Origin of the sequence: Bacillus cereus group sp. N8 (assembly GCF_016483685.1) — a bacterium.
Taxonomy (GTDB): domain Bacteria; phylum Bacillota; class Bacilli; order Bacillales; family Bacillaceae_G; genus Bacillus_A; species Bacillus_A proteolyticus.
On sequence record NZ_JAEHBK010000003.1, the window covers coordinates 83,633 to 101,570 of the forward strand.

A 17,938-nucleotide genomic window follows, 5' to 3' on the forward strand; every position below is an offset into this window, starting at 1 on the left:
TTTACCCTGTTAAACATGTTTCATAATAGCATACGTAAACAGCAGATGGGTAGTACGGCACCAAAAAGTACCTGTATTACTTTTTAGTATCTATATCACTTTAAAGTACGTACTTTTCATTATGTAAAATACATTTCATAATAGCATTTGTAAGAGTTGAGTGAGTCATGTAGTATTAGAAATTACATTTTAGTACCTGTACTTTAAAGTGAGTATTTTTATCATGCATTTTGTCAGACGATGAAATGACATGTATTGATTTTCACATCTATTCACAATGATTAATTAATTTTCAAATACATTTTAGGAGGATATCTTTAATGAGTAATTTACTAAAAGAAAAAATCGGTTTTGGTACAGCACCACTAGGTAATATGTACCGTAATATCCCAGAAGAAGAAGCAATCGCTACAGTAGATGCTGCTTGGGAGAATGGCGTTCGTTACTTTGATACAGCTCCACTTTATGGTTCTGGTTTAGCGGAGATTCGTCTTGGTGAAGCACTTTCAAACAGAAATCGTGATGATTACTTTTTAAGCACAAAAGTCGGTCGAACTATTTCAGATGAACTAGAAGATCCATCTGCACGTGATTTAGGTGAAAAAGGCGGACTTTTCGAATTTGGTCGTAAAAATAAAATGATCAATGATTATAGCGCAGATGCAACTCTTCGTTCTATCGAGCAAAGTTTGAAACGTTTAAAAACAGATCGTCTAGACTTTGTTTTCATTCATGATTTAGCACAAGACTTTTATGGCGACGAGTGGATTTCACAATTTGAAACGGCTCGTACAGGAGCATTCCGTGCGCTAACACGTTTACGCGAAGAAGGAGTCATTAAAGGTTGGGGACTTGGAGTAAACAAAGTAGAATCAATTGAACTTATGCTAGATTTAGAAGAAGCGCAGCCAAATATATCCTTGTTAGCTGGCCGTTATTCATTATTAGACCACGAGCGTGCCTTACAACGAGTAATGCCTGCAGCTGTAAAGCATAATATGGATATTGTTGTTGGTGGCCCATATAGCTCAGGTATTCTTGCTGGAGGTGCTCACTTCGAATATCAAAAAGCATCACCAGAAATCATTGCAAAAGTTGAGAAAATCAAAGCTCTTGCAGATCGTCACGAAATTAGCATTAAAGCTGCTGCATTACAATTTTCTCTAGCTAACCCAGCAGTTGCTGCCGTTGTTCCTGGTGCAAGTAAACCGGAACGAATTGTAGAAGACCAAAATGCCTTAAACACAGTAATTCCAGCAGCATTCTGGGAAGAAATGCGCGAACAAAAACTAGTAGCACCTAATGCACCACTACCAATCAACGTAAAATAAAGTGAAACTTTAATCAGTGGGCCATCCCCCACTGATTATTTCCCTGCAAATAGCGGGATAAAAAGGAGTCTAATAAATATGGCACATACTACTACATCTATGACAGTTTTTGCTTCACCTGAACAAGTATGGCAATTAATCGGAGGTTTTAACTCCCTTCCAGACTGGTTACCTTATATACCTAGCAGCAAAGTAACTGAAGGTGGACGCGTACGTCATCTAGCTAATCCAGATGGTGATACGATTATAGAGCGCTTAGAAGTATTCAATGATAAGGAACGCTACTACACGTATTCAATTATGAATGCACCATTCCCAGTCAATAATTATCTATCCACAATCCAGGTTAAAGAAGGGACTGAAAATAACACATCATTAGTAGAGTGGTCTGGTACTTTCACTCCTGTAGGGGTTAGTGATGAAGAGGCAATTAATCTGTTTCATGGCATCTACAGCGATGGACTAAAAGCATTGCAACAAGCATTTCTAGATTGATCCACCTAAAAAAAAACGATGAAAAGCAAAGCGATATCGCTTTGCTTTTTTATAAAATCCCTTTTAACTTTTCACCAATTAACTTCGCTACATACTCATAGCCTTCTAGTCCAAAATGCAAGCCATCTTTTTCTTCATCTTCTACGAATATTTTATAATTTTCTTCCTGAATCATCTCAGCATACAAATTTAGAAAATGGCTCCCGGTTTGCTTCGCTACTTCCTCTACAACTTCTGCATACTGGCCGAGTATTTCATTTGTTCTATTACGTTGTCTTTCTTCATCAACTGGCGCCGGACTAATAAGTAATACTTTTTCTGGTGAAATCGCGCTTACAATTCTCTCTAAGTTTTCTTTATATGCTTGTAATGGGACTTGAGCAAAAGAAACTGCATCATTCGTACCAAGAAAAACTGTTACAAAGTCTGGTTCATGTGATAATACATCTTCTTCAATTCTATGTAACGCGTCGAACGTATTATCACCTGGAACACCTGCATTCACTACTTCCCAATTCGGAAACATCTCTTGCAAACGTGGTGTTAACCTCGGCGTTCCATTGAAAAACGTTTCATCAGCTGTAATACTATCTCCAAAGCATACTAACGTTTTCATAAAGCTAACTCTCCTTTTATGTATGAAACAACTTTCCTTCTATCGCTTTCATATATCTTTCAGCAGAACGTTCAACTGCCTCATTTGCATTTTCTTTTACTACTCGGTGAAAAGCATTATATAAACGATTAAACTGTAACGGCTTCACTCGATTCACCATTTCTTCCACTTTTCTCGCTGGTAATGGAATTAAGTTTGGATAGCTATACATAAAGCTTACCCATCGCTCATCTGCTACAACTTGAATAATATCACCTGTTAACAAAATTCCTTTTCCATCATTACCTTCTTCCCAATGTAAGACAGAACCACCTTTAAAATGACCTCCTAAACGATGAATGGTCAAGCCATCAGCTAATTGTAAAGACTCACCAGACCAATAAATAATACGACTACTCGGACGCATCACCCACTCTTTATCATCTTCGTGTATATAAATTGGTACATCAAATGTCTCTGCCCATTCTACTTGTGTTGAATAATAATGAGGATGAGACAATGCAATTGCATCTAATCCGCCAAGCTCTTTTATTTTCGTAATTGTCATTTCATCTAAATAAGTAATGCAGTCCCATAGTAAACGATATGATTCTGTTTTCACTACAAATGCCGTTTGACCGATCGCAAACCCTGGTTTTGTCGTAATACTATAAAGCCCATTTTCTTCTTCGATTATTTCATTTTTATATGTATCACTCGTTTGCAAGTTTTCTAAAGTCGTCCAAGACTGCCCTTTCGGATTAACATATTGCCTTTCTTCATCACAAATATGACAACTCACTGGTTCTTCTACACTCGCTGCATACTGCACGCCACACGTTGTACAAACGTAATTTTTCATAATCATTTCCCCTATCCCTATATTTTTATTAAGCTGATTTTTGTTGATAATGATCTGCGTTTTTATTTTCAATTAATAAACTTATAAAAGTAAGTAAATAGACAGCTGTAACCGATAATGGAATTACAGTAAATCCTTTTTCTGCAAAAAGAATCCCGCAAACTGACGTTACGAATACAGTCCCTACTGACAATAAACCATAACTTTTACTTTCATAAATCCATACGTACGGAATAAAATGCACACCTATTAACATTGCTACTACAAAAGGTAACCATTCTGGAAATTGAAAATAGGCAAGTAATACAAGCGGAATATTTAATACATTTATCCCACCAATTAATCCTGCTAAAATCCCTAACGGATTTCCTTTCGCAAACATATCAATTTTCAATATAGCAGCTATCATTAAGCCGAAAGGAAACACACATCCCATACCGATTAAATATACCCACACCACTTGTTTTTCCGAAAGAACAAAGCCCGTTATACTCATAACTATCCAAAATAAAACGCCGGCTAATATAATTGGTAAGCCTCTCTTCGTTTTTATTGCTAAATCCTTTTTCGCTTCTGCAACATTCATCTCACTATCTCCCCCAAAATATTTGTACTATACAGTCGGCTCAATTTCGGCCATCCAATAACGCCAAGCTGCTAAATAATCTTCTAAATCTTTCGGGTGGTGCCTTAAACATGTATCTATACGCAAATATAGTCCTATGACTATTTCTTCATATAAATCACGGTCTTTTTTATGAAATACACACTGTTCTATCGCATAATTAATCGTTTCTTTTGTTAAATCTTCCGGGGTTGAACAGAACGCATAGATTAAATCGTATATAGGATCTCCTAACACTGGTAAGGGATCAATTACACCATGCAGCTTATTTCCTTGAAATATAAAATTATGGAATCCAAGATCACCATGCAATAAAAATGGCTGATTTATTCCAGTCCCCCTACTTGGATTATTTGCTAACTTAAGAACTGTTCTATACTCTTCCTCACTTATATATGGTTTTAGGTTTTCATAAGCTTCTATCACATTTGTTGTTAAAAATTCATTCCAAGATTGAACCGGACTTTCTTTCCATCCCCACCCATCTATATCTGAAACTATTTCATACTTATTAATAGCTTCTTTTACAAGTATACTAAGCGTAATTCGTTTATATCCACGTTCGCACGAAGTACTCCCTTCGAGGAATGAATACACAATATATCTATTTACAGGTTCCTTATACAAAAGCTTTGAAAATAAAGTATTCCCTTCATAAAAAGAAAGAAAATCAGCTTCTTCACGTATCACTTCTGATTCATTCAGCTTTACAACGTATTTCGCGGCCAACAAATATACTGTACTTGTAGTTCCTCCGTTCAACACTTTCATACTTTTCGGATAATGTGAAATAACCTTCTCATTAACTAGTTGTTCAGCGATTACTGAAATGTCCATTCCCTCACCCTTATACCCTGAATATTCCCTTAATTCAAAAGACAACTTTACTATCATTTGACAAACACAAGGGAAATCCTCCCAACACCTTAATATAACAAAAATAATTTTATTTTACTGCAACGGCTTCCTTCAATATTTCATCATATAATTCATTCCATTTATAATGATAGGCTGCACTCTCTTCTACTCTAACAAACATCCTTTTATCGGATTCATACTCACCGTCAAACTTATGCACTTCATTAATTTCCATCCGGTAGAACGGCTGATACCCTACTTTTGGATACGGACTATTTTCATTCCAATTTGGATTATCACTATGGTCAACGATAATATATCCAAATAAAGTACATTCTCCTTTTACATAACCTTCTTCCCACGCTTCTCTTTTAAAACATTCTTCTGGTAGCTCTCCTTCTTCTATATGCCCACCAGGAAAGTCCCAACCACGCTGCTCATGGTCTATTAGTAAAACCTTTTTACTATGAAAACAAAAACCGTGAACACTCGTGATTCTTTTGTATTCTGGCAGTGTACAATCTTTTTTCCACGTTAACTTCACCTTTGATTCCCCATAATTTGCATATATCGTTACCATTTGCATCACTCCAAATGCTCTTCATTTAATCTAGTATTTTCTATTGCAGGATCTACTTCTTTTAATTTACGAGCCAAACTTTCTACACCAAACACTTCTGTAAACGTGTGACTACCTACAATTAGGTTAATGCCTTTAAATTTCGCATGTTGTACTGTATATAATGTTTTTTCTCCTGTTATGTACGTATCACAACCTTTTTCTAGTGCACGCTCAATAAGATTTGTATTGTTTCCTGCACCTGTTAATATCGCAATCCGTTTCACTGGTCTGTCATGATTTTCCCAACTCTTCACTTTCTCTTCCATTCTCTCTTCAAGTTTTTCAACTAAGTTTGAAAAGGGAATCGCTTCTTTATATTCTCCTATTCCCGGTAGCTCTTCTTCCTCATACGTAGAATATTCCAGTATTGTATCTATCTCAATTTCGTTAAATAATGACGTACACGTGCCAAACTTTACAAAATCTAACGGCAAATGAATCCAAAAATGATTCATTTCATATTCTTTTAATTTCTCAATACAAGCCTCTTCCATACCGAATAAAAAACTCCACGGTGCATGATGTGTAAGTATCATATCAACCCCATTTCGATATGCTTCTTCAATTGTTTCTAGCGTCAAATTTGTTGTGTAACCTATTTTGTGAAATTCCTCTTTACTAATATAAGTGAAGCCATACTCGTCATCACCGTATTTATTAAGATGCTCTTCAAAAAGTGATGTAATATGTTCTTTAAACTGCGTTATATTCATTTTCATTTCTCCTTTCATTTACTTTTATATTTCAAAAATAAGGAAATACTATTTAACGACATTACATACATATAGGAGGACAATATGAAACCTGAATTTTTAAAAGCTATACATGAAGCGATTGGAAATGTTGAGCATATTCATATAGAAGAAAGTGGTTCCGACAGCTTACTTATTCATCATGATGATGCACAACAATTAAAACAAGTTGCTGTGACGTTAGAAAATAATAATTTTCGCTCTACTATAAGAACAGCTGGGGATGCTTCGTATATTGAAGTGTTGAACAGATAAGGAAGCCGGCTATACGACCGGCTTTTCTCTTTTAAATTAAAACTTCAAACTCCTTCACATAGACTGCAGTTCCCGCAATACCTATTTGTAACTTCTCATTTTCTACATCTTTCGTTACATAAACCTTCACACGACCATCTTTATTTATTTCCTGTCCTTGCTCAACGATTAACTCCAGTTCATGGTCAAAATCTTTCTCCAAATACGTTGCATAATACGCTCCCATTACACCTGAAGCAGTTCCTGTCACTGGATCTTCTATTGTTCCAGAATAAGGTGATGAGAAATGACGACCGTGCATTTTTGCTTCTGCATCATATGTCTCCAAGCAAAGTGGATGAATAGCAACCTTTGGCATTTCTTTTAATACAGATGGAAATTCACTATTATTAGGTTTCATCCTTTCACATGCTTCAAGTTTTTTAATAGGTACAATTAAAGTCCAAATACCAGTACTTCCATATACAATCGGTAATTTTTCATCTAAATCATTTCCTTCAAGACCAATACTGTAAGCTAATGCCTCTTTGGAACCTGTAAAATTTTGAAACCGCGGTGTTGCTTGTCTCATTTTAATAAAAGTTTCCCCACTTTTATTCGCACCTATATGTATCGGCAAAATCCCTGCCTTCGTTTCAATTGTTAAATTGTGTTTCCCTTCTAATAATCCTCTTTCATGAAGTGCATATATAGTCCCTACTGTCGCATGACCACATAAATCATTTTCATGACCAGGCGTAAAATAGCGAATTCTTACATCTGCTACTTCTGAAGAAAGAACAAAAGCTGTTTCGTTAAATCCGACCTTTTCAGCAATGAGTTGCATTTCCTCTTCCGCTAATCCATCTCCTTCTAATACAATACCTGCTGGATTTCCCATGTTCTGTTTATTACTAAATGCATCATAATTGACTACGTTTACTTTTTTCATTCTCATATCCCCTAATCCTCTTTTAAAATTTTTTTGAAGGTCCAAATATATTTTGAATGGTTGTAAGATCGTACATTACCACTTCAACTCCCCTATACATGGCTCAATAAACTTACCCGAAACATCCTCATTTGAATCCATTACCCAATCATATATATTTTGAGCTCCTTCAGCAGGAGTCATATTCGCATCAAAAGCACCAATGTCAGTCTTTAATTTTCCAGGGTGAATTGCGGTTACACGAATTCCTTTATCCGCAAACTCTTGTTGTAAACAGAGCGTTAACATATTTTGTGCAGCTTTTGCGATCCGGTATGAATATGAGAACTGCCCTTGTGGAAATTCTTTTCCGGCCATTTTATGTAATGAACCTAAACGAGAGGATACATTTATTATTCTCGGTTGATTCGACTTAGTTAAAGCCACCTATGTACCTTTTACAGCTCGAATAACACCTAAACAATGAACGTTAAATAGTTCCATTAACTCTTCTGAATTTGTACGTAAAATCTCAGTTTCCTTTCCAGTAATTCCAGCATTATTAATAACTAGATCAATATGCTCTGTGTACTCTCCAATTTGCTCCTTAATACGCTCAGTACTCTCATCATCTGACAAGTCTGCTAATATAGGAAAACATCTCGAAGTAAAGACCTTATTCAATTGTCCTATTGCTTCCTCACTTCTAACTAGCGGATAAACGATATGTCCATTTTCATGAAATACCTTTACTAACTGTAACCCTAATCCTCGATTTCCACCTGTAATAAGTACCCTCATATATCTAGCTCCTTATTTTTATAATAAATGAGAAAATCTGCCCACTTACCATTCTCCTGAGAAAATGCTTCTCTCTTACATTCAAATGAAAAACCTGCTCTTTCTGCAAGACGAACGGATGGCTCATTATCAACATGTATATGTAATTCGATTCTATGAAATTGAAGACTATAAAAAAACAACGGCAGCACAGCTATTACACTTTCTACCCCGTATCCATTTTTCCAATATTGATTATGAATAGAGTAGCCCATCATCGCCCATTGATAGTCCATACGTAAAATCTTTATAAGTTCTAGCTTTCCAATATTGGCGCCATCTTCTTTCTGAAAAATACCTAGAACGTACATTTCATCCCGTCGTGCCGCCTCATCAAATCCTCTTATCCATTCCGTAAACCATTCTTGTGTTGAAGATGACATATCATGATAGCCATCATCGTATTTATATTGAGATGGTAACCTCTTATTGAAGCCATCTAACCAACTTTCATAATCCTCTTTTTGAAATGGACGGATAATCAGTCTCTCTGTCTCTACTTGTAATAGTGGCAGCTTCATTACATCTCATCCTCCGAATTATTAATTGAATATTCTTTATTATCTTACACAAAATACAAAATCTAGTAAATTATTATGTTTTTTATAAACAAAAATCCAGTTATGCTTTATACATAACTGGATTCCTCATTATTTAATAACCTTTTATTTCACAAGAACTACATCCCGTAACTCTCTCTTCAACACTTTCCCTAAAGCGTTTTTCGGTAATTCGTCCATAAATACAACTTCTGGTATTTTATAGCTTGCTAGTTTTTCTTTACAATGCTGAATAATTTCTTCTTCTGTTAAAGATGTTTGAATGTCTTTTACAATGTAAGCTGTCGGAATCTCTCCCCAAAAATCATTTGGAATCCCAACTACTGCAACTTCTAAAACTCCATTTATTTCATGAATTACATCTTCTACTTGATCTGGATATACGTTGTCACCACCGTGTACGATAACATCTTTATATCTTCCCATAATATGTAGGAATCCATCATCATCTATCATACCGGCGTCACCCATGTTAAACCAATTATCTTTTATTACCTTCTCGGTCGCCTTTTCGTTATTCCAATATCCTTTAAACATGTAAGGACTTCTTACGTGGATCTCTCCAACTTCATTCGTTGCTAGTTCATCACCCGTTTCTGGATGAATAATTTTTAACTCTACATGCTTAAGTGTTTTCCCTACAGAAGACATTTTTTCTTTTCCCATATTTGGATGCCATGAAGTTACGACCCAACCTTCTGTACTACCATAGCCTTGCACCATGTATATTCCTTTTTCCATATATTTTTGAATGAGCGTTTCCGGTACTTTTGTACCACCGCTTTGTGCTACTTTCAAAGTCGAAATGTTACGCTCTTGTTTATTTAGTTCATCAAGCATATAACTATAAACAGCTGGGAATGCAAGCATCGTAGTAATCTTTTCTTCTTCAATCTTATCCCAAATAAGAGTAGGATTCGAATCAGCTAAGAAAATCATCGTAACGCCATGATAAATACAATTTAAAATAGAAAGCACGCCACTCATATGAAACAATGGGTGCACTGATAAAAAGCGTTCACCTGCTGGAATTTCTCTTTGCCCCGCAATCTCAGTAAAATAATGGTGTAAGTTTTTATGACCAATTACACATGCTTTTGCCTGTCCAGTCGTTCCTGAAGTAAACAAGTAAATGGCATCATCTTCTTCATGAACTTCCACGTTCGGTTCTGTTATTGGCTGTTCCTTTAATTTTAATTCAAATGAGCCAAAGCCTTCTTTTGTCGTCTCAATTACATAAGGAATTTCTTTAACTGCTTCAATTTTTAATAAAGCTTCACTAAATTCATCATCAATAACTAATACTTTTAATTTTGCTTCTTTTACAATCGTTTCTAATTCATAAGCAGTAAGCTGATGATTAAGTGGAATAAATACCGCTCCAATTTTTAAGCTTGCCATCATAACGCTTGGAAACGGATGATTATTTTTGCATAAGATCCCTATGCGATCTCCTCTTTGCACACCGCAATGTAACAAGTAATGTGCAAGCTGGTTTACTCGTTCATTATATTGTTGAAACGAATACCTTTTCTCTCCCCCGACAAGTGCTTCCATATTCAGTGATTGCATTGCTCTCTTTTGTAATAATTGTCGCATCGTTCTCAAGTAAAACTCCCCTTTATATATATTAGGTTTTTTATTTTACTAGATTAACTATTAATTTGCTAAAGATTACACTTAGTGAATATAAAACAAATATAAAATAGCCATCTACTTAGCAAGTAAATGGCTATTTTTCCTTATATATTAGAATACTTCTTGTTCATAACATATTTCACATATTCAGGTGCACTTTTTTCAATCTCTTCATCACTGATTTCATATTCTGCACCATATAAATAGAAGGAAGGAATAAACTCCATTCCCGTGTATAAGCATGTTGCTTGAAAAGGTTTTGTTAACTCAGCCATTGTGATACCGCTATTTTCATAGTCTTTTTCTAATCCACCTATAGAAATAGCTACACCAAACTCTTTCCCCTGCACTTTATCCCCTTTAGATCCGTAAGCAAATCCATATGTTAATACATCATCGAACCATTTTTTTAACAACGGTGGTGAGCTATACCAGTAGAGTGGAAATTGAAATATATATCGGTCATGTTCTACTAACAGCTTTTGTTCCTCTTCAACATTAAACTCCCAATTCGGTGCCGCTTTATATAATTCATGCACTGTAATTTCATCTGAATATTTCTCAAGTTCTTCTACCCATCTTTTATTAATTCGAGACTTTTCAATATCAGGATGTGCTACAATTACAAGTGTTTTCATATATTTTCTTCCCCCTTATAAATAATTCAAACGCTTTAGTATTAGTATGAATGAGTCACATATAATTGAAAAGTACGTACTTTCAAGTGCTATAGGAACCTTGAGGTACCTTTGGAGGTGTTAAATGAATCAAAATGATGATTGCCCAATCGCAACGACACTCGAAGTAATCGGTGGAAAATGGAAAGTTCATATATTATGTATTTTGATGGATGGAAAAATGCGAACGAATGAAATAAAACGAGAAATTCCAAACATTACGCAAAAGGTTCTTACACAACAACTTCGGCAACTTGAAGCTGATGGAATTATCCATCGTACTGTATATCAAGAAGTACCACCAAAGGTTGAGTACACAATAAGCGCACATGGAAAATCTTTAATGCAAATTATGGATGAACTATTTGAATGGGGAAAAGACCATCAAATAAAAAGATTAAATGACTAAAAGAACCCTATCAACTTTGTTACATCTTCTATGTCAAGAATTCTTCTGAAATCTTATAATAGGGGTATCGCCATATCACTATTAAGCTAACAAAAAATACCCCTAAAATGAAAAAAGCTTATTTCTCAAAGGAATTAACTGTAGCGAAGGAAAATTACATATTCTTATAAATATAGCTCTTATATAAATTTCTAAAAAATTATAGCCACAGAATTACTTTCCTATCCTCTTCTTAATTTTGAAGTCTAGAAAGTCAGCATTTAAACTAAACTTGCCAATATCGCTTTTGTACGATTGTCCGTTACCTCATAATAAATTTCTAATCCTTTTCGAGTACCAGTTACGATTTTAGCAGCCTTTAGTTTGGATAAATGTTGACTAATTGTACTTTGGGGCATTTGTAAATCCCCATACATTGTTGTTACATTCGTAGCGCCTTTTGCAAGCATTATTTTTACTAAAGATAAACGGACAGGATGCGCCAATACCTTTAATACTTCAGCGATTTCTTCATACATTTCTTTTGTTTTTTTCATATTTTTTCTCCCCTTTTATATAAATATTAATGATATCCATATATATAATTCGAAAGTATATACATTTTTGTGTCCGTCATTTTAAAAAAATATAAAAAAACTTTAGTCCGAAAACAAAGGAGTGTCTTAACATAACGTCTCACTATCAGTAATGAATAGAAATTTCGTTATGGACGCAGAAGGTTTTATGTTACATCTACTCTAGCTTCAACCAACTAAAATCAATAAAAAAGAGAGCAGATTCTCTGCTCTCTTATGACGCCTCCTTATGTTCAGGGGAATGCTCAACACTTCCCATTCTCTTTAGTTTATTCCACCCTACTGCTACTCCTCGAATTGACGAGAATATAGATTTAATTACTACATAAGTCATAAATTGACGATAAATAAAGCGTTGTAAAATTAACCATACTAATGGTTTAGGGTTCTCCCTCTCTAATTTAAATGCAAACAGAGAAGCGAGAAGATCCATTAAAAAGAATACAAGATAGAATCCCAAAACTTTTAGTGGATTGCTACCAAATAACCCCATAATCATTAATATATCTGCTAAAGGAGCAATGAATTGCAAAACATATTGGAATAACCACATATTGGGCAATGCAATAAACCCTAAAGTTTTATGTTTTGGATTAAGCAACGCTTTGCGATGTTTCCAAAGACATTGGAGTGTACCATATGACCAACGATATCGCTGTTTAATGAGACTTTTCACATCTTCAGGTGACTCCGTATAAGCATATGCTTTTTCTTCATATACAATTCTATGCCCTTGACGTAAAAACGTTATAGTAAGATCCGTATCTTCTGCTAATGTATCTTCGCTTAAATATCCAGATTCAACTACATTCTTTTTACGCCATGCTCCAATAGCTCCAGGAACTACTGTAATACAATTTAACTCATCAAAAGCTCTGCGTTCTAAATTAAATCCTGTAATATACTCAACATGTTGCCAAGTAGTCAATAAATTCTGTCTATTCCCAACTTTAACATTCCCTGAAACTGCCGCTACATTATGATCTTCAAAGTGTCTAATCATTAGAGAAATAGCATCTTGCGCAATAATAGTATCCGCATCTAAAGTGACAATGATTTCTCCTCGTGATTGTTGAAACCCTAAGTTCATTGCCGATGATTTCCCGCCGTTTTCTTTCTGAATTAAACGCACTTTAGGATGCTTATAGAATGTTTCTTGAATTACTTTTGACGTACCATCTTTCGATCCGTCATCAACGACAATAACTTCAAACTCTCTATAATTACTATCCAAAATTGAGTGAATAGTCTTAGCTATAACCTTCTCTTCATTATATGCCGCTATTACAACACTAACAAAAGGTTGATAAGACGAATTAGCAAATAAACGAGATTTTGTTTTTCTTTTCTGCTTGAATGCAAAATATATTAAAAATAGGAATCGGAAAATACCTAATCCAATAGCAATATAAAAAATAGTTGTTAATATATGCTTTGCATATCCCATTCCTGAAAAGATAGCTTTATTGTAAAATAGATATTGCTTACCCTCAGAAGAAACGGGAGGCATAACTTCATCTCGTTCTTTATTCATTAAATCTGAAATTGTTACAAAACTATATCCATTCTTTTGAAGATCTTTAATAATCATCGGCAGCGCCTCTACCGTATGGGTACGATTCCCTCCTGCATCATGGAGAAGAATAACATTTCCCTCCCCTTTATAAATGGGATTAAGAGTACGCTTTACTAATTCATTTGTGGATGGAGTCGCCCAATCCTCAGGATCCACTTTTTCTGCCACCATCGTATAGTTCATATTTTGTGCACGCAAAATAGGCAGTATTTCATTTGATGAATCCGGGTTAGCATCTGCTTCATACGGTGGCCTAAATAAAACCGTAGAATGTCCAGTTATTTCCTGAATTAGGCGCTGAGTTGTATTAAGTTCTATTTTTGTACGTAGTAAAGACGTATCAGCGACGTTAGGATGCTTGAAGGTATGATTGCCAATTTCATGTCCTTCATCGTATATTCTTTTAACAATACTAGGATTTAGTTGTGCATTTTCACCAAGTACAAAAAAGGCAGCTTTTATTTTATACTCTTTTAATATATCTAGAATTTCCGGCGTATATTTCGGATCTGGTCCATCATCAAATGTTAATGCTACTTGTTTTCCTTTTGGCTTTCCATATCGTTGCACTTCATATGCAGACGGCAGTGATTGATACACTTCATCTGTAAAATAACCATTTTCGTCTACTTTAAAATCTCTCAATCCATTGTGTCTCTCATTCTCAACCTGCAAAATTTCGCCTTGTCCAGAATAATTCACTTCATCTAAACTATCGATTTTATGTAATGCATCAGGATTTTTTTGTACCTCAATAGGATTTTTTAGAGCTTTCCATATAGTAGGATCTTCTGCTCCTAGTCTCCATAATGCAAATCCCTTCGCATTGTTGTTCATTGCGATTTTCACTTGATTATAAAGAGTAACACCATCTAAGAACCAAGTAGTATGTTCTGTCTCGCCTGTTTTATATCGAAAATAAGGGTTTCCACTAATCTTATCCCATTGAATTTTTATATTTGAATCCTGAGCCATTGTCATAACTTCTGAGAAAGTTACAGACTTCGCAGGTTCTTTGCTATTTACTTCCCAATCATATCCATAGTTACCGAAAGCAACTATAAGTTTCTCAGACGGAATATTTAGTTCATTGAGCGTATGTTCAAACCATTTATTTGAAGCAATTGGTCCTGGTACCCCTGCTCCATAGTGCTCGTCATACATCATTACAATCATACGATCTATTACTTTGGCTAAGGCACCATAATCAAAGGCCTTATCATTAGCAGGGACATCTTGCGTAACAAGCAAATGATGTTTATGAAAGACCGTAGTAAGTTCTTTCATGAAATTTGTTAAGTTTTCTCTATCACTTTCAGGTATTGCCTCAAAGTCAATATTAATACCTGAAAATTGATTCTTTTCAACTTGCTTTACTAAATCGTTAATAAACTTTATCTTTACATGATCTGGAGAATTCAGTAATTTATGAATAAGTTCACTATCAGGACCAGAAGCTTTCTCTGTATAGTTAGTAAGTAAAGGCATAATTTTCACATGATTTTTTTCTGCTAACTTTACAATCTCAGGTTTTATCTCACTACTAATTGTTAAGTCTTCTTTTAAGTGATACCATTCCGGTACTAATGTGGTTAATGAATCGATATTTTCTTTTAAAGAAGCAGTACTATTTTCATCCCAGTTGACATAAAAACCATAAACTTCTTTCGTTTGTTTACTATCGCTCGTTGCATTCACCAAATTTCCATCGTTTTTCATTTCGGTATTAGGTTTGAATTCTTCTTTCTTTAACTGCTCGTCGCTAAGTTTTTGATTAATAGGTACCAGTTTAGTATCTTGTTTTACAGAAGAATTCATATTTGGAATTTCTGGTGTCGAGAAAATACTTTGAAAGAAAAAATAAAATACAATACTTATGCTAACTATTGAGATACATAGAAACCAACTAAAAGCTTTCTTTCTTCTTCCTTTAGAATCATAAAAAATAGGTTTTGATTTATCTTTCTCTTGTTGAATTTTTTTCTCCATTATATTTTTACATACTCCTTCTTAATAGAAATATAGAATAATAAATCCTTTTAGCTTTGAAATAAATCTCTCACTTCCATTTTCTATGGATTCTTCTTTTCATTCCCTTACTGATGTCCTCTATTTTCTTGCTGAGACCCTCTACCATTGTTCCCTTGCTGATTTTCATTATTTCCTTGTTGAGACCCTCTTCCGTTGTTCCCTTGTTGATTTTCATTATTTCCTTGTTGAGACCCTCTACCATTGTTCCCTTGCTGATTTTCATTATTTCCTTGTTGAGACCCTCTTCCGTTATTCCCTTGTTGATTTCCATTATCTCCTTGTTGAGACCCTCTTCCATTGTTCCCTTGTTGATTTTCATTATTTCCTTGTTGAGACCCTCTACCATTGTTCCCTTGTTGATTTTCATTATTTCCTTGTTGAGACCCTCTTCCGCTGTTCCCTTGTTGATTTCCATTATCTCCTTGTTGAGACCCTCTACCGTTGTTTCCTTGTTGGTTTCCATTATTTCCTTGCTGAGATCCTCTACCCTTGTTCCCTTGCTGGTTTCCATTATTTCCTTGCTGAGATCCCCTACCATTGTTTTCTTGTTGATTCCCTCTATTTTCTTGCTGAGATCCTCTACCGTTATTTTCTTGTTGATTCCCTCTATTTTCTTTTGTTTGCCTAGGTGGCTGTTCCTCTGTTTTCTTTTGTTCTTTATGCTCTGGCTTCTCGTCTTTTTTTTCTTTTACAGAAGACAAATCTGGTGATGCATCAGGAGATGGCTTTGGCTGCAATTGTATCTCTTCTTGGTTTTCCACCTGATTAGACGATGACTCAGGTGGAGTAAGCGATTTTTTCTTCTCATTCTCTTGCTTTATATAGACACCTGTGCCAATTCCTGCTTTCTTAGCATTCTCTCTCATTTGCAACGTACTACTTTGATATACGACTGTAACATGTTTTATCTCATACTCTTTCTTTAATTCTTGCATAGCCTTTTCCAACTGTGGTTCTAGTGACTTGTCCTTTGCAACAGCTGTTAGCATAACTTGCTTATCATTCGTTAAATACTTATCCTCTTGACTTTGCTTTATAATAGTACGTATTACGTCTTGCAATTGTTTATTTTCCCATTGCTTCAATTCTTTTAAAATACGCCTTCCATCATCATTACAAGCTTGCAAATCTATAACACGAAGATCCTTTGTTATGCTCACCTCTACACTTGGATTTATATCAACTGAGACATAAGCAAATACTTTTTCTTCCGGTTGGTTGTAGAAAAATAGCAACGCACATAGAAAACAAGCAACAAGTAATGATGCAGACTTTAAGAAAGAAGGGATCGAAAAACGCGATGCTCTTTGCTCTTGCTGATCAAATGAGATTTCCTCCCCAACCATGTAAGAATCCGCTTTTCTTTTACACGTAATAAACTCTCCATTTGGTGTTAAAACAACTACGCTATGTTTTTGTATATCCATTACAATTCCTTTATTCATCATGCTTCCCTCCTCTTATATAATCAAGAATGTATGTATAACTGTTTGCAAAGATAATACACATTGCAATGATATATTTTCTATGCCGCTCTAACGTTTTACGACTTACCCTAACACGCGGTTCAATATGTTTAAGCGGTAGCTTTTTCTTTCGGAACAGCTCTTCCATCATTTCCTCATCTTTTATAATTATCTTTACTATTTCTATTAAATGTTCACGCGTATCACGATGCTTAGGAGATTCTTTAGCAAGCTCTGAAAATGTAATTTTAAACTCAGTTAGCACACTTTGAAAATGAAGAATTTCCTCCTTACGGTTACTATTTTCCATCTCTTTCATATACTCCGTAAGCGACACTTGCATTTCTAACATTTCCTCTTGCTTATCTTCTTTTAAAAAGACAAGATTATGCTTAGACTCTTTGCGTATATAGTCAATTACATCTCTTTTTATAAGAAGATCAGCAAACGCTAGAAAAGATTTTCCTTTTTTATATGAATACTGTTCAATTGCTTCGTTAAACGCAAACAATCCAATGCTATATTCATCATCCTGCTCTGTAATGTACCTGCGGCAGACAGATGAGATTGATTTTCTAATAAAAGGCTGATACTGTACGATAAACGCTTCTTTATCTACTTCGTTGTTTTTTATGTTACATACGACATCTTCTATTTTCGGTTTTCTTAAGATCTTCATTACTAAACTCAACACTAGTAATCTCCCAGCCTCCTTCAAATAGCAAAATGGCCACTAAACAAGTGACCATTTAACCACATTTTCTTGGTACTTTTCTTTGGGTTTGTCTTCTTGCCGTTACTCATATTTTTCGGTACGAACTTATTTCACCGTTTTCTTAATGACTATTCTTTTCTGTCAGC

General features: G+C 35.0%; 18 protein-coding genes and 1 pseudogene. 4 read left to right on the plus strand and 15 right to left on the minus strand.

Annotation, left to right across the window (positions count from 1 at the left end):
* The first annotated feature begins 320 nt into the window (after positions 1-320).
* Positions 321-1,331: an aldo/keto reductase gene (locus JDS80_RS06770; protein ID WP_199637611.1), complete on the plus strand. Its 1,011-nt coding sequence runs from the start codon at positions 321-323 to the stop codon at positions 1,329-1,331.
* Between the two features lie 78 nt (positions 1,332-1,409).
* A complete protein-coding gene (locus JDS80_RS06775; RefSeq protein ID WP_098888720.1) occupies positions 1,410-1,826 on the plus strand; it encodes an SRPBCC family protein in 417 nt (138 codons plus the stop codon).
* A 49-nt stretch (positions 1,827-1,875) separates the two neighbouring features.
* Here the strand turns inward: JDS80_RS06775 and JDS80_RS06780 are convergent, their stop codons facing one another.
* From JDS80_RS06780 to JDS80_RS06805, 6 genes are read right to left on the minus strand one after another with little or no spacing between them, the layout of a single operon-like run.
* Positions 1,876-2,442: an SGNH/GDSL hydrolase family protein gene (locus JDS80_RS06780; RefSeq protein ID WP_071747500.1), complete on the minus strand. Its 567-nt coding sequence runs from the start codon at positions 2,440-2,442 to the stop codon at positions 1,876-1,878.
* Between the two features lie 16 nt (positions 2,443-2,458).
* Entirely contained in the window at positions 2,459-3,283 is an 825-nt protein-coding gene (locus JDS80_RS06785) for an MBL fold metallo-hydrolase (RefSeq protein WP_071747501.1), read from the minus strand.
* Positions 3,284-3,311: 28 nt separating this feature from the next.
* The gene (locus JDS80_RS06790) at positions 3,312-3,869 is read right to left on the minus strand and encodes a DUF7010 family protein (protein ID WP_071771907.1); all 558 of its coding nucleotides are present in this window, start codon (positions 3,867-3,869) and stop codon (positions 3,312-3,314) included.
* A gap of 27 nt (positions 3,870-3,896) precedes the next feature.
* Positions 3,897-4,802, minus strand: a complete 906-nt coding sequence (locus tag JDS80_RS06795; protein WP_199637613.1) for a phosphotransferase — start codon at positions 4,800-4,802, stop codon at positions 3,897-3,899.
* 52 nt (positions 4,803-4,854) lie between these two features.
* Positions 4,855-5,346, minus strand: coding sequence for an NUDIX hydrolase (locus JDS80_RS06800; RefSeq protein ID WP_071747514.1), 492 nt, complete (start codon positions 5,344-5,346; stop codon positions 4,855-4,857).
* Between the two features lie 5 nt (positions 5,347-5,351).
* Positions 5,352-6,101, minus strand: a complete 750-nt coding sequence (locus JDS80_RS06805) for a Nif3-like dinuclear metal center hexameric protein (protein WP_098888719.1) — start codon at positions 6,099-6,101, stop codon at positions 5,352-5,354.
* A gap of 84 nt (positions 6,102-6,185) precedes the next feature.
* On the opposite strand from JDS80_RS06805, the gene JDS80_RS06810 reads away from it, so the two are divergent.
* Positions 6,186-6,395 carry a hypothetical protein gene (locus tag JDS80_RS06810; RefSeq protein WP_071747504.1) on the plus strand — a complete coding sequence of 70 codons (210 nt, stop codon included), beginning with the start codon at positions 6,186-6,188 and terminating at the stop codon, positions 6,393-6,395.
* A 31-nt stretch (positions 6,396-6,426) separates the two neighbouring features.
* Here the strand turns inward: JDS80_RS06810 and JDS80_RS06815 are convergent, their stop codons facing one another.
* The 5 genes and pseudogenes from JDS80_RS06815 to JDS80_RS06835 all read right to left on the minus strand — a co-directional run bounded on the left by JDS80_RS06815 (position 6,427) and on the right by JDS80_RS06835 (position 10,981).
* Positions 6,427-7,326, minus strand: a complete 900-nt coding sequence (locus JDS80_RS06815) for a PhzF family phenazine biosynthesis isomerase (RefSeq protein WP_199637615.1) — start codon at positions 7,324-7,326, stop codon at positions 6,427-6,429.
* A 75-nt stretch (positions 7,327-7,401) separates the two neighbouring features.
* Positions 7,402-8,106 (minus strand): annotated as a pseudogene (locus JDS80_RS06820) (SDR family NAD(P)-dependent oxidoreductase).
* Positions 8,103-8,666 carry a GNAT family N-acetyltransferase gene (locus tag JDS80_RS06825; RefSeq protein WP_071747507.1) on the minus strand — a complete coding sequence of 188 codons (564 nt, stop codon included), beginning with the start codon at positions 8,664-8,666 and terminating at the stop codon, positions 8,103-8,105. Before JDS80_RS06825 ends, JDS80_RS06820 begins: the two are co-directional and overlap by 4 nt.
* A 144-nt stretch (positions 8,667-8,810) precedes the next feature.
* On the minus strand, positions 8,811-10,313 hold the full coding sequence (locus tag JDS80_RS06830; protein ID WP_071747508.1) for a class I adenylate-forming enzyme family protein: 1,503 nt from the start codon (positions 10,311-10,313) through the stop codon (positions 8,811-8,813).
* Positions 10,314-10,447: 134 nt separating this feature from the next.
* Positions 10,448-10,981, minus strand: a complete 534-nt coding sequence (locus tag JDS80_RS06835) for an NAD(P)H-dependent oxidoreductase (RefSeq protein ID WP_071747509.1) — start codon at positions 10,979-10,981, stop codon at positions 10,448-10,450.
* 124 nt (positions 10,982-11,105) lie between these two features.
* On the opposite strand from JDS80_RS06835, the gene JDS80_RS06840 reads away from it, so the two are divergent.
* Positions 11,106-11,429 (plus strand): winged helix-turn-helix transcriptional regulator, encoded by a 324-nt coding sequence (locus JDS80_RS06840; RefSeq protein WP_071747510.1) that lies wholly within the window; start codon positions 11,106-11,108, stop codon positions 11,427-11,429.
* Positions 11,430-11,689: 260 nt separating this feature from the next.
* On the opposite strand, the gene JDS80_RS06845 is transcribed toward JDS80_RS06840, so the two are convergent.
* The 4 genes from JDS80_RS06845 to sigI all read right to left on the minus strand — a co-directional run bounded on the left by JDS80_RS06845 (position 11,690) and on the right by sigI (position 17,771).
* Positions 11,690-11,965 carry an ArsR/SmtB family transcription factor gene (locus JDS80_RS06845; protein WP_071747511.1) on the minus strand — a complete coding sequence of 92 codons (276 nt, stop codon included), beginning with the start codon at positions 11,963-11,965 and terminating at the stop codon, positions 11,690-11,692.
* 253 nt (positions 11,966-12,218) lie between these two features.
* Complete coding sequence (locus tag JDS80_RS06850) at positions 12,219-15,569, minus strand: trifunctional glycoside hydrolase family 18/polysaccharide deacetylase/glycosyltransferase family 2 protein (protein WP_199637617.1); 3,351 nt, start codon at positions 15,567-15,569, stop codon at positions 12,219-12,221.
* A gap of 107 nt (positions 15,570-15,676) precedes the next feature.
* The gene (locus tag JDS80_RS06855; protein ID WP_199637619.1) at positions 15,677-17,059 is read right to left on the minus strand and encodes an anti-sigma-I factor RsgI family protein; all 1,383 of its coding nucleotides are present in this window, start codon (positions 17,057-17,059) and stop codon (positions 15,677-15,679) included.
* Positions 17,049-17,771: an RNA polymerase sigma factor SigI gene (sigI, locus tag JDS80_RS06860; RefSeq protein WP_199637621.1), complete on the minus strand. Its 723-nt coding sequence runs from the start codon at positions 17,769-17,771 to the stop codon at positions 17,049-17,051. The genes JDS80_RS06855 and sigI overlap by 11 nt, the downstream gene beginning before the upstream one ends.
* Positions 17,772-17,938 lie beyond the last annotated feature (167 nt).

Coding starts and splice junctions, on each gene's coding strand:
- JDS80_RS06770 (WP_199637611.1), top strand. CDS start 321: ATGAGTAATTTACTAAAAGAAAAAATCGGTTTTGGTACAGCACCACTA.
- JDS80_RS06775 (WP_098888720.1), top strand. CDS start 1,410: ATGGCACATACTACTACATCTATGACAGTTTTTGCTTCACCTGAACAA.
- JDS80_RS06780 (WP_071747500.1), bottom strand. CDS start 2,442: ATGAAAACGTTAGTATGCTTTGGAGATAGTATTACAGCTGATGAAACG.
- JDS80_RS06785 (WP_071747501.1), bottom strand. CDS start 3,283: ATGAAAAATTACGTTTGTACAACGTGTGGCGTGCAGTATGCAGCGAGT.
- JDS80_RS06790 (WP_071771907.1), bottom strand. CDS start 3,869: ATGAATGTTGCAGAAGCGAAAAAGGATTTAGCAATAAAAACGAAGAGA.
- JDS80_RS06795 (WP_199637613.1), bottom strand. CDS start 4,802: ATGATAGTAAAGTTGTCTTTTGAATTAAGGGAATATTCAGGGTATAAG.
- JDS80_RS06800 (WP_071747514.1), bottom strand. CDS start 5,346: ATGGTAACGATATATGCAAATTATGGGGAATCAAAGGTGAAGTTAACG.
- JDS80_RS06805 (WP_098888719.1), bottom strand. CDS start 6,101: ATGAATATAACGCAGTTTAAAGAACATATTACATCACTTTTTGAAGAG.
- JDS80_RS06810 (WP_071747504.1), top strand. CDS start 6,186: ATGAAACCTGAATTTTTAAAAGCTATACATGAAGCGATTGGAAATGTT.
- JDS80_RS06815 (WP_199637615.1), bottom strand. CDS start 7,326: ATGAAAAAAGTAAACGTAGTCAATTATGATGCATTTAGTAATAAACAG.
- JDS80_RS06825 (WP_071747507.1), bottom strand. CDS start 8,666: ATGAAGCTGCCACTATTACAAGTAGAGACAGAGAGACTGATTATCCGT.
- JDS80_RS06835 (WP_071747509.1), bottom strand. CDS start 10,981: ATGAAAACACTTGTAATTGTAGCACATCCTGATATTGAAAAGTCTCGA.
- JDS80_RS06840 (WP_071747510.1), top strand. CDS start 11,106: ATGAATCAAAATGATGATTGCCCAATCGCAACGACACTCGAAGTAATC.
- JDS80_RS06845 (WP_071747511.1), bottom strand. CDS start 11,965: ATGAAAAAAACAAAAGAAATGTATGAAGAAATCGCTGAAGTATTAAAG.
- JDS80_RS06850 (WP_199637617.1), bottom strand. CDS start 15,569: ATGGAGAAAAAAATTCAACAAGAGAAAGATAAATCAAAACCTATTTTT.
- JDS80_RS06855 (WP_199637619.1), bottom strand. CDS start 17,059: ATGATGAATAAAGGAATTGTAATGGATATACAAAAACATAGCGTAGTT.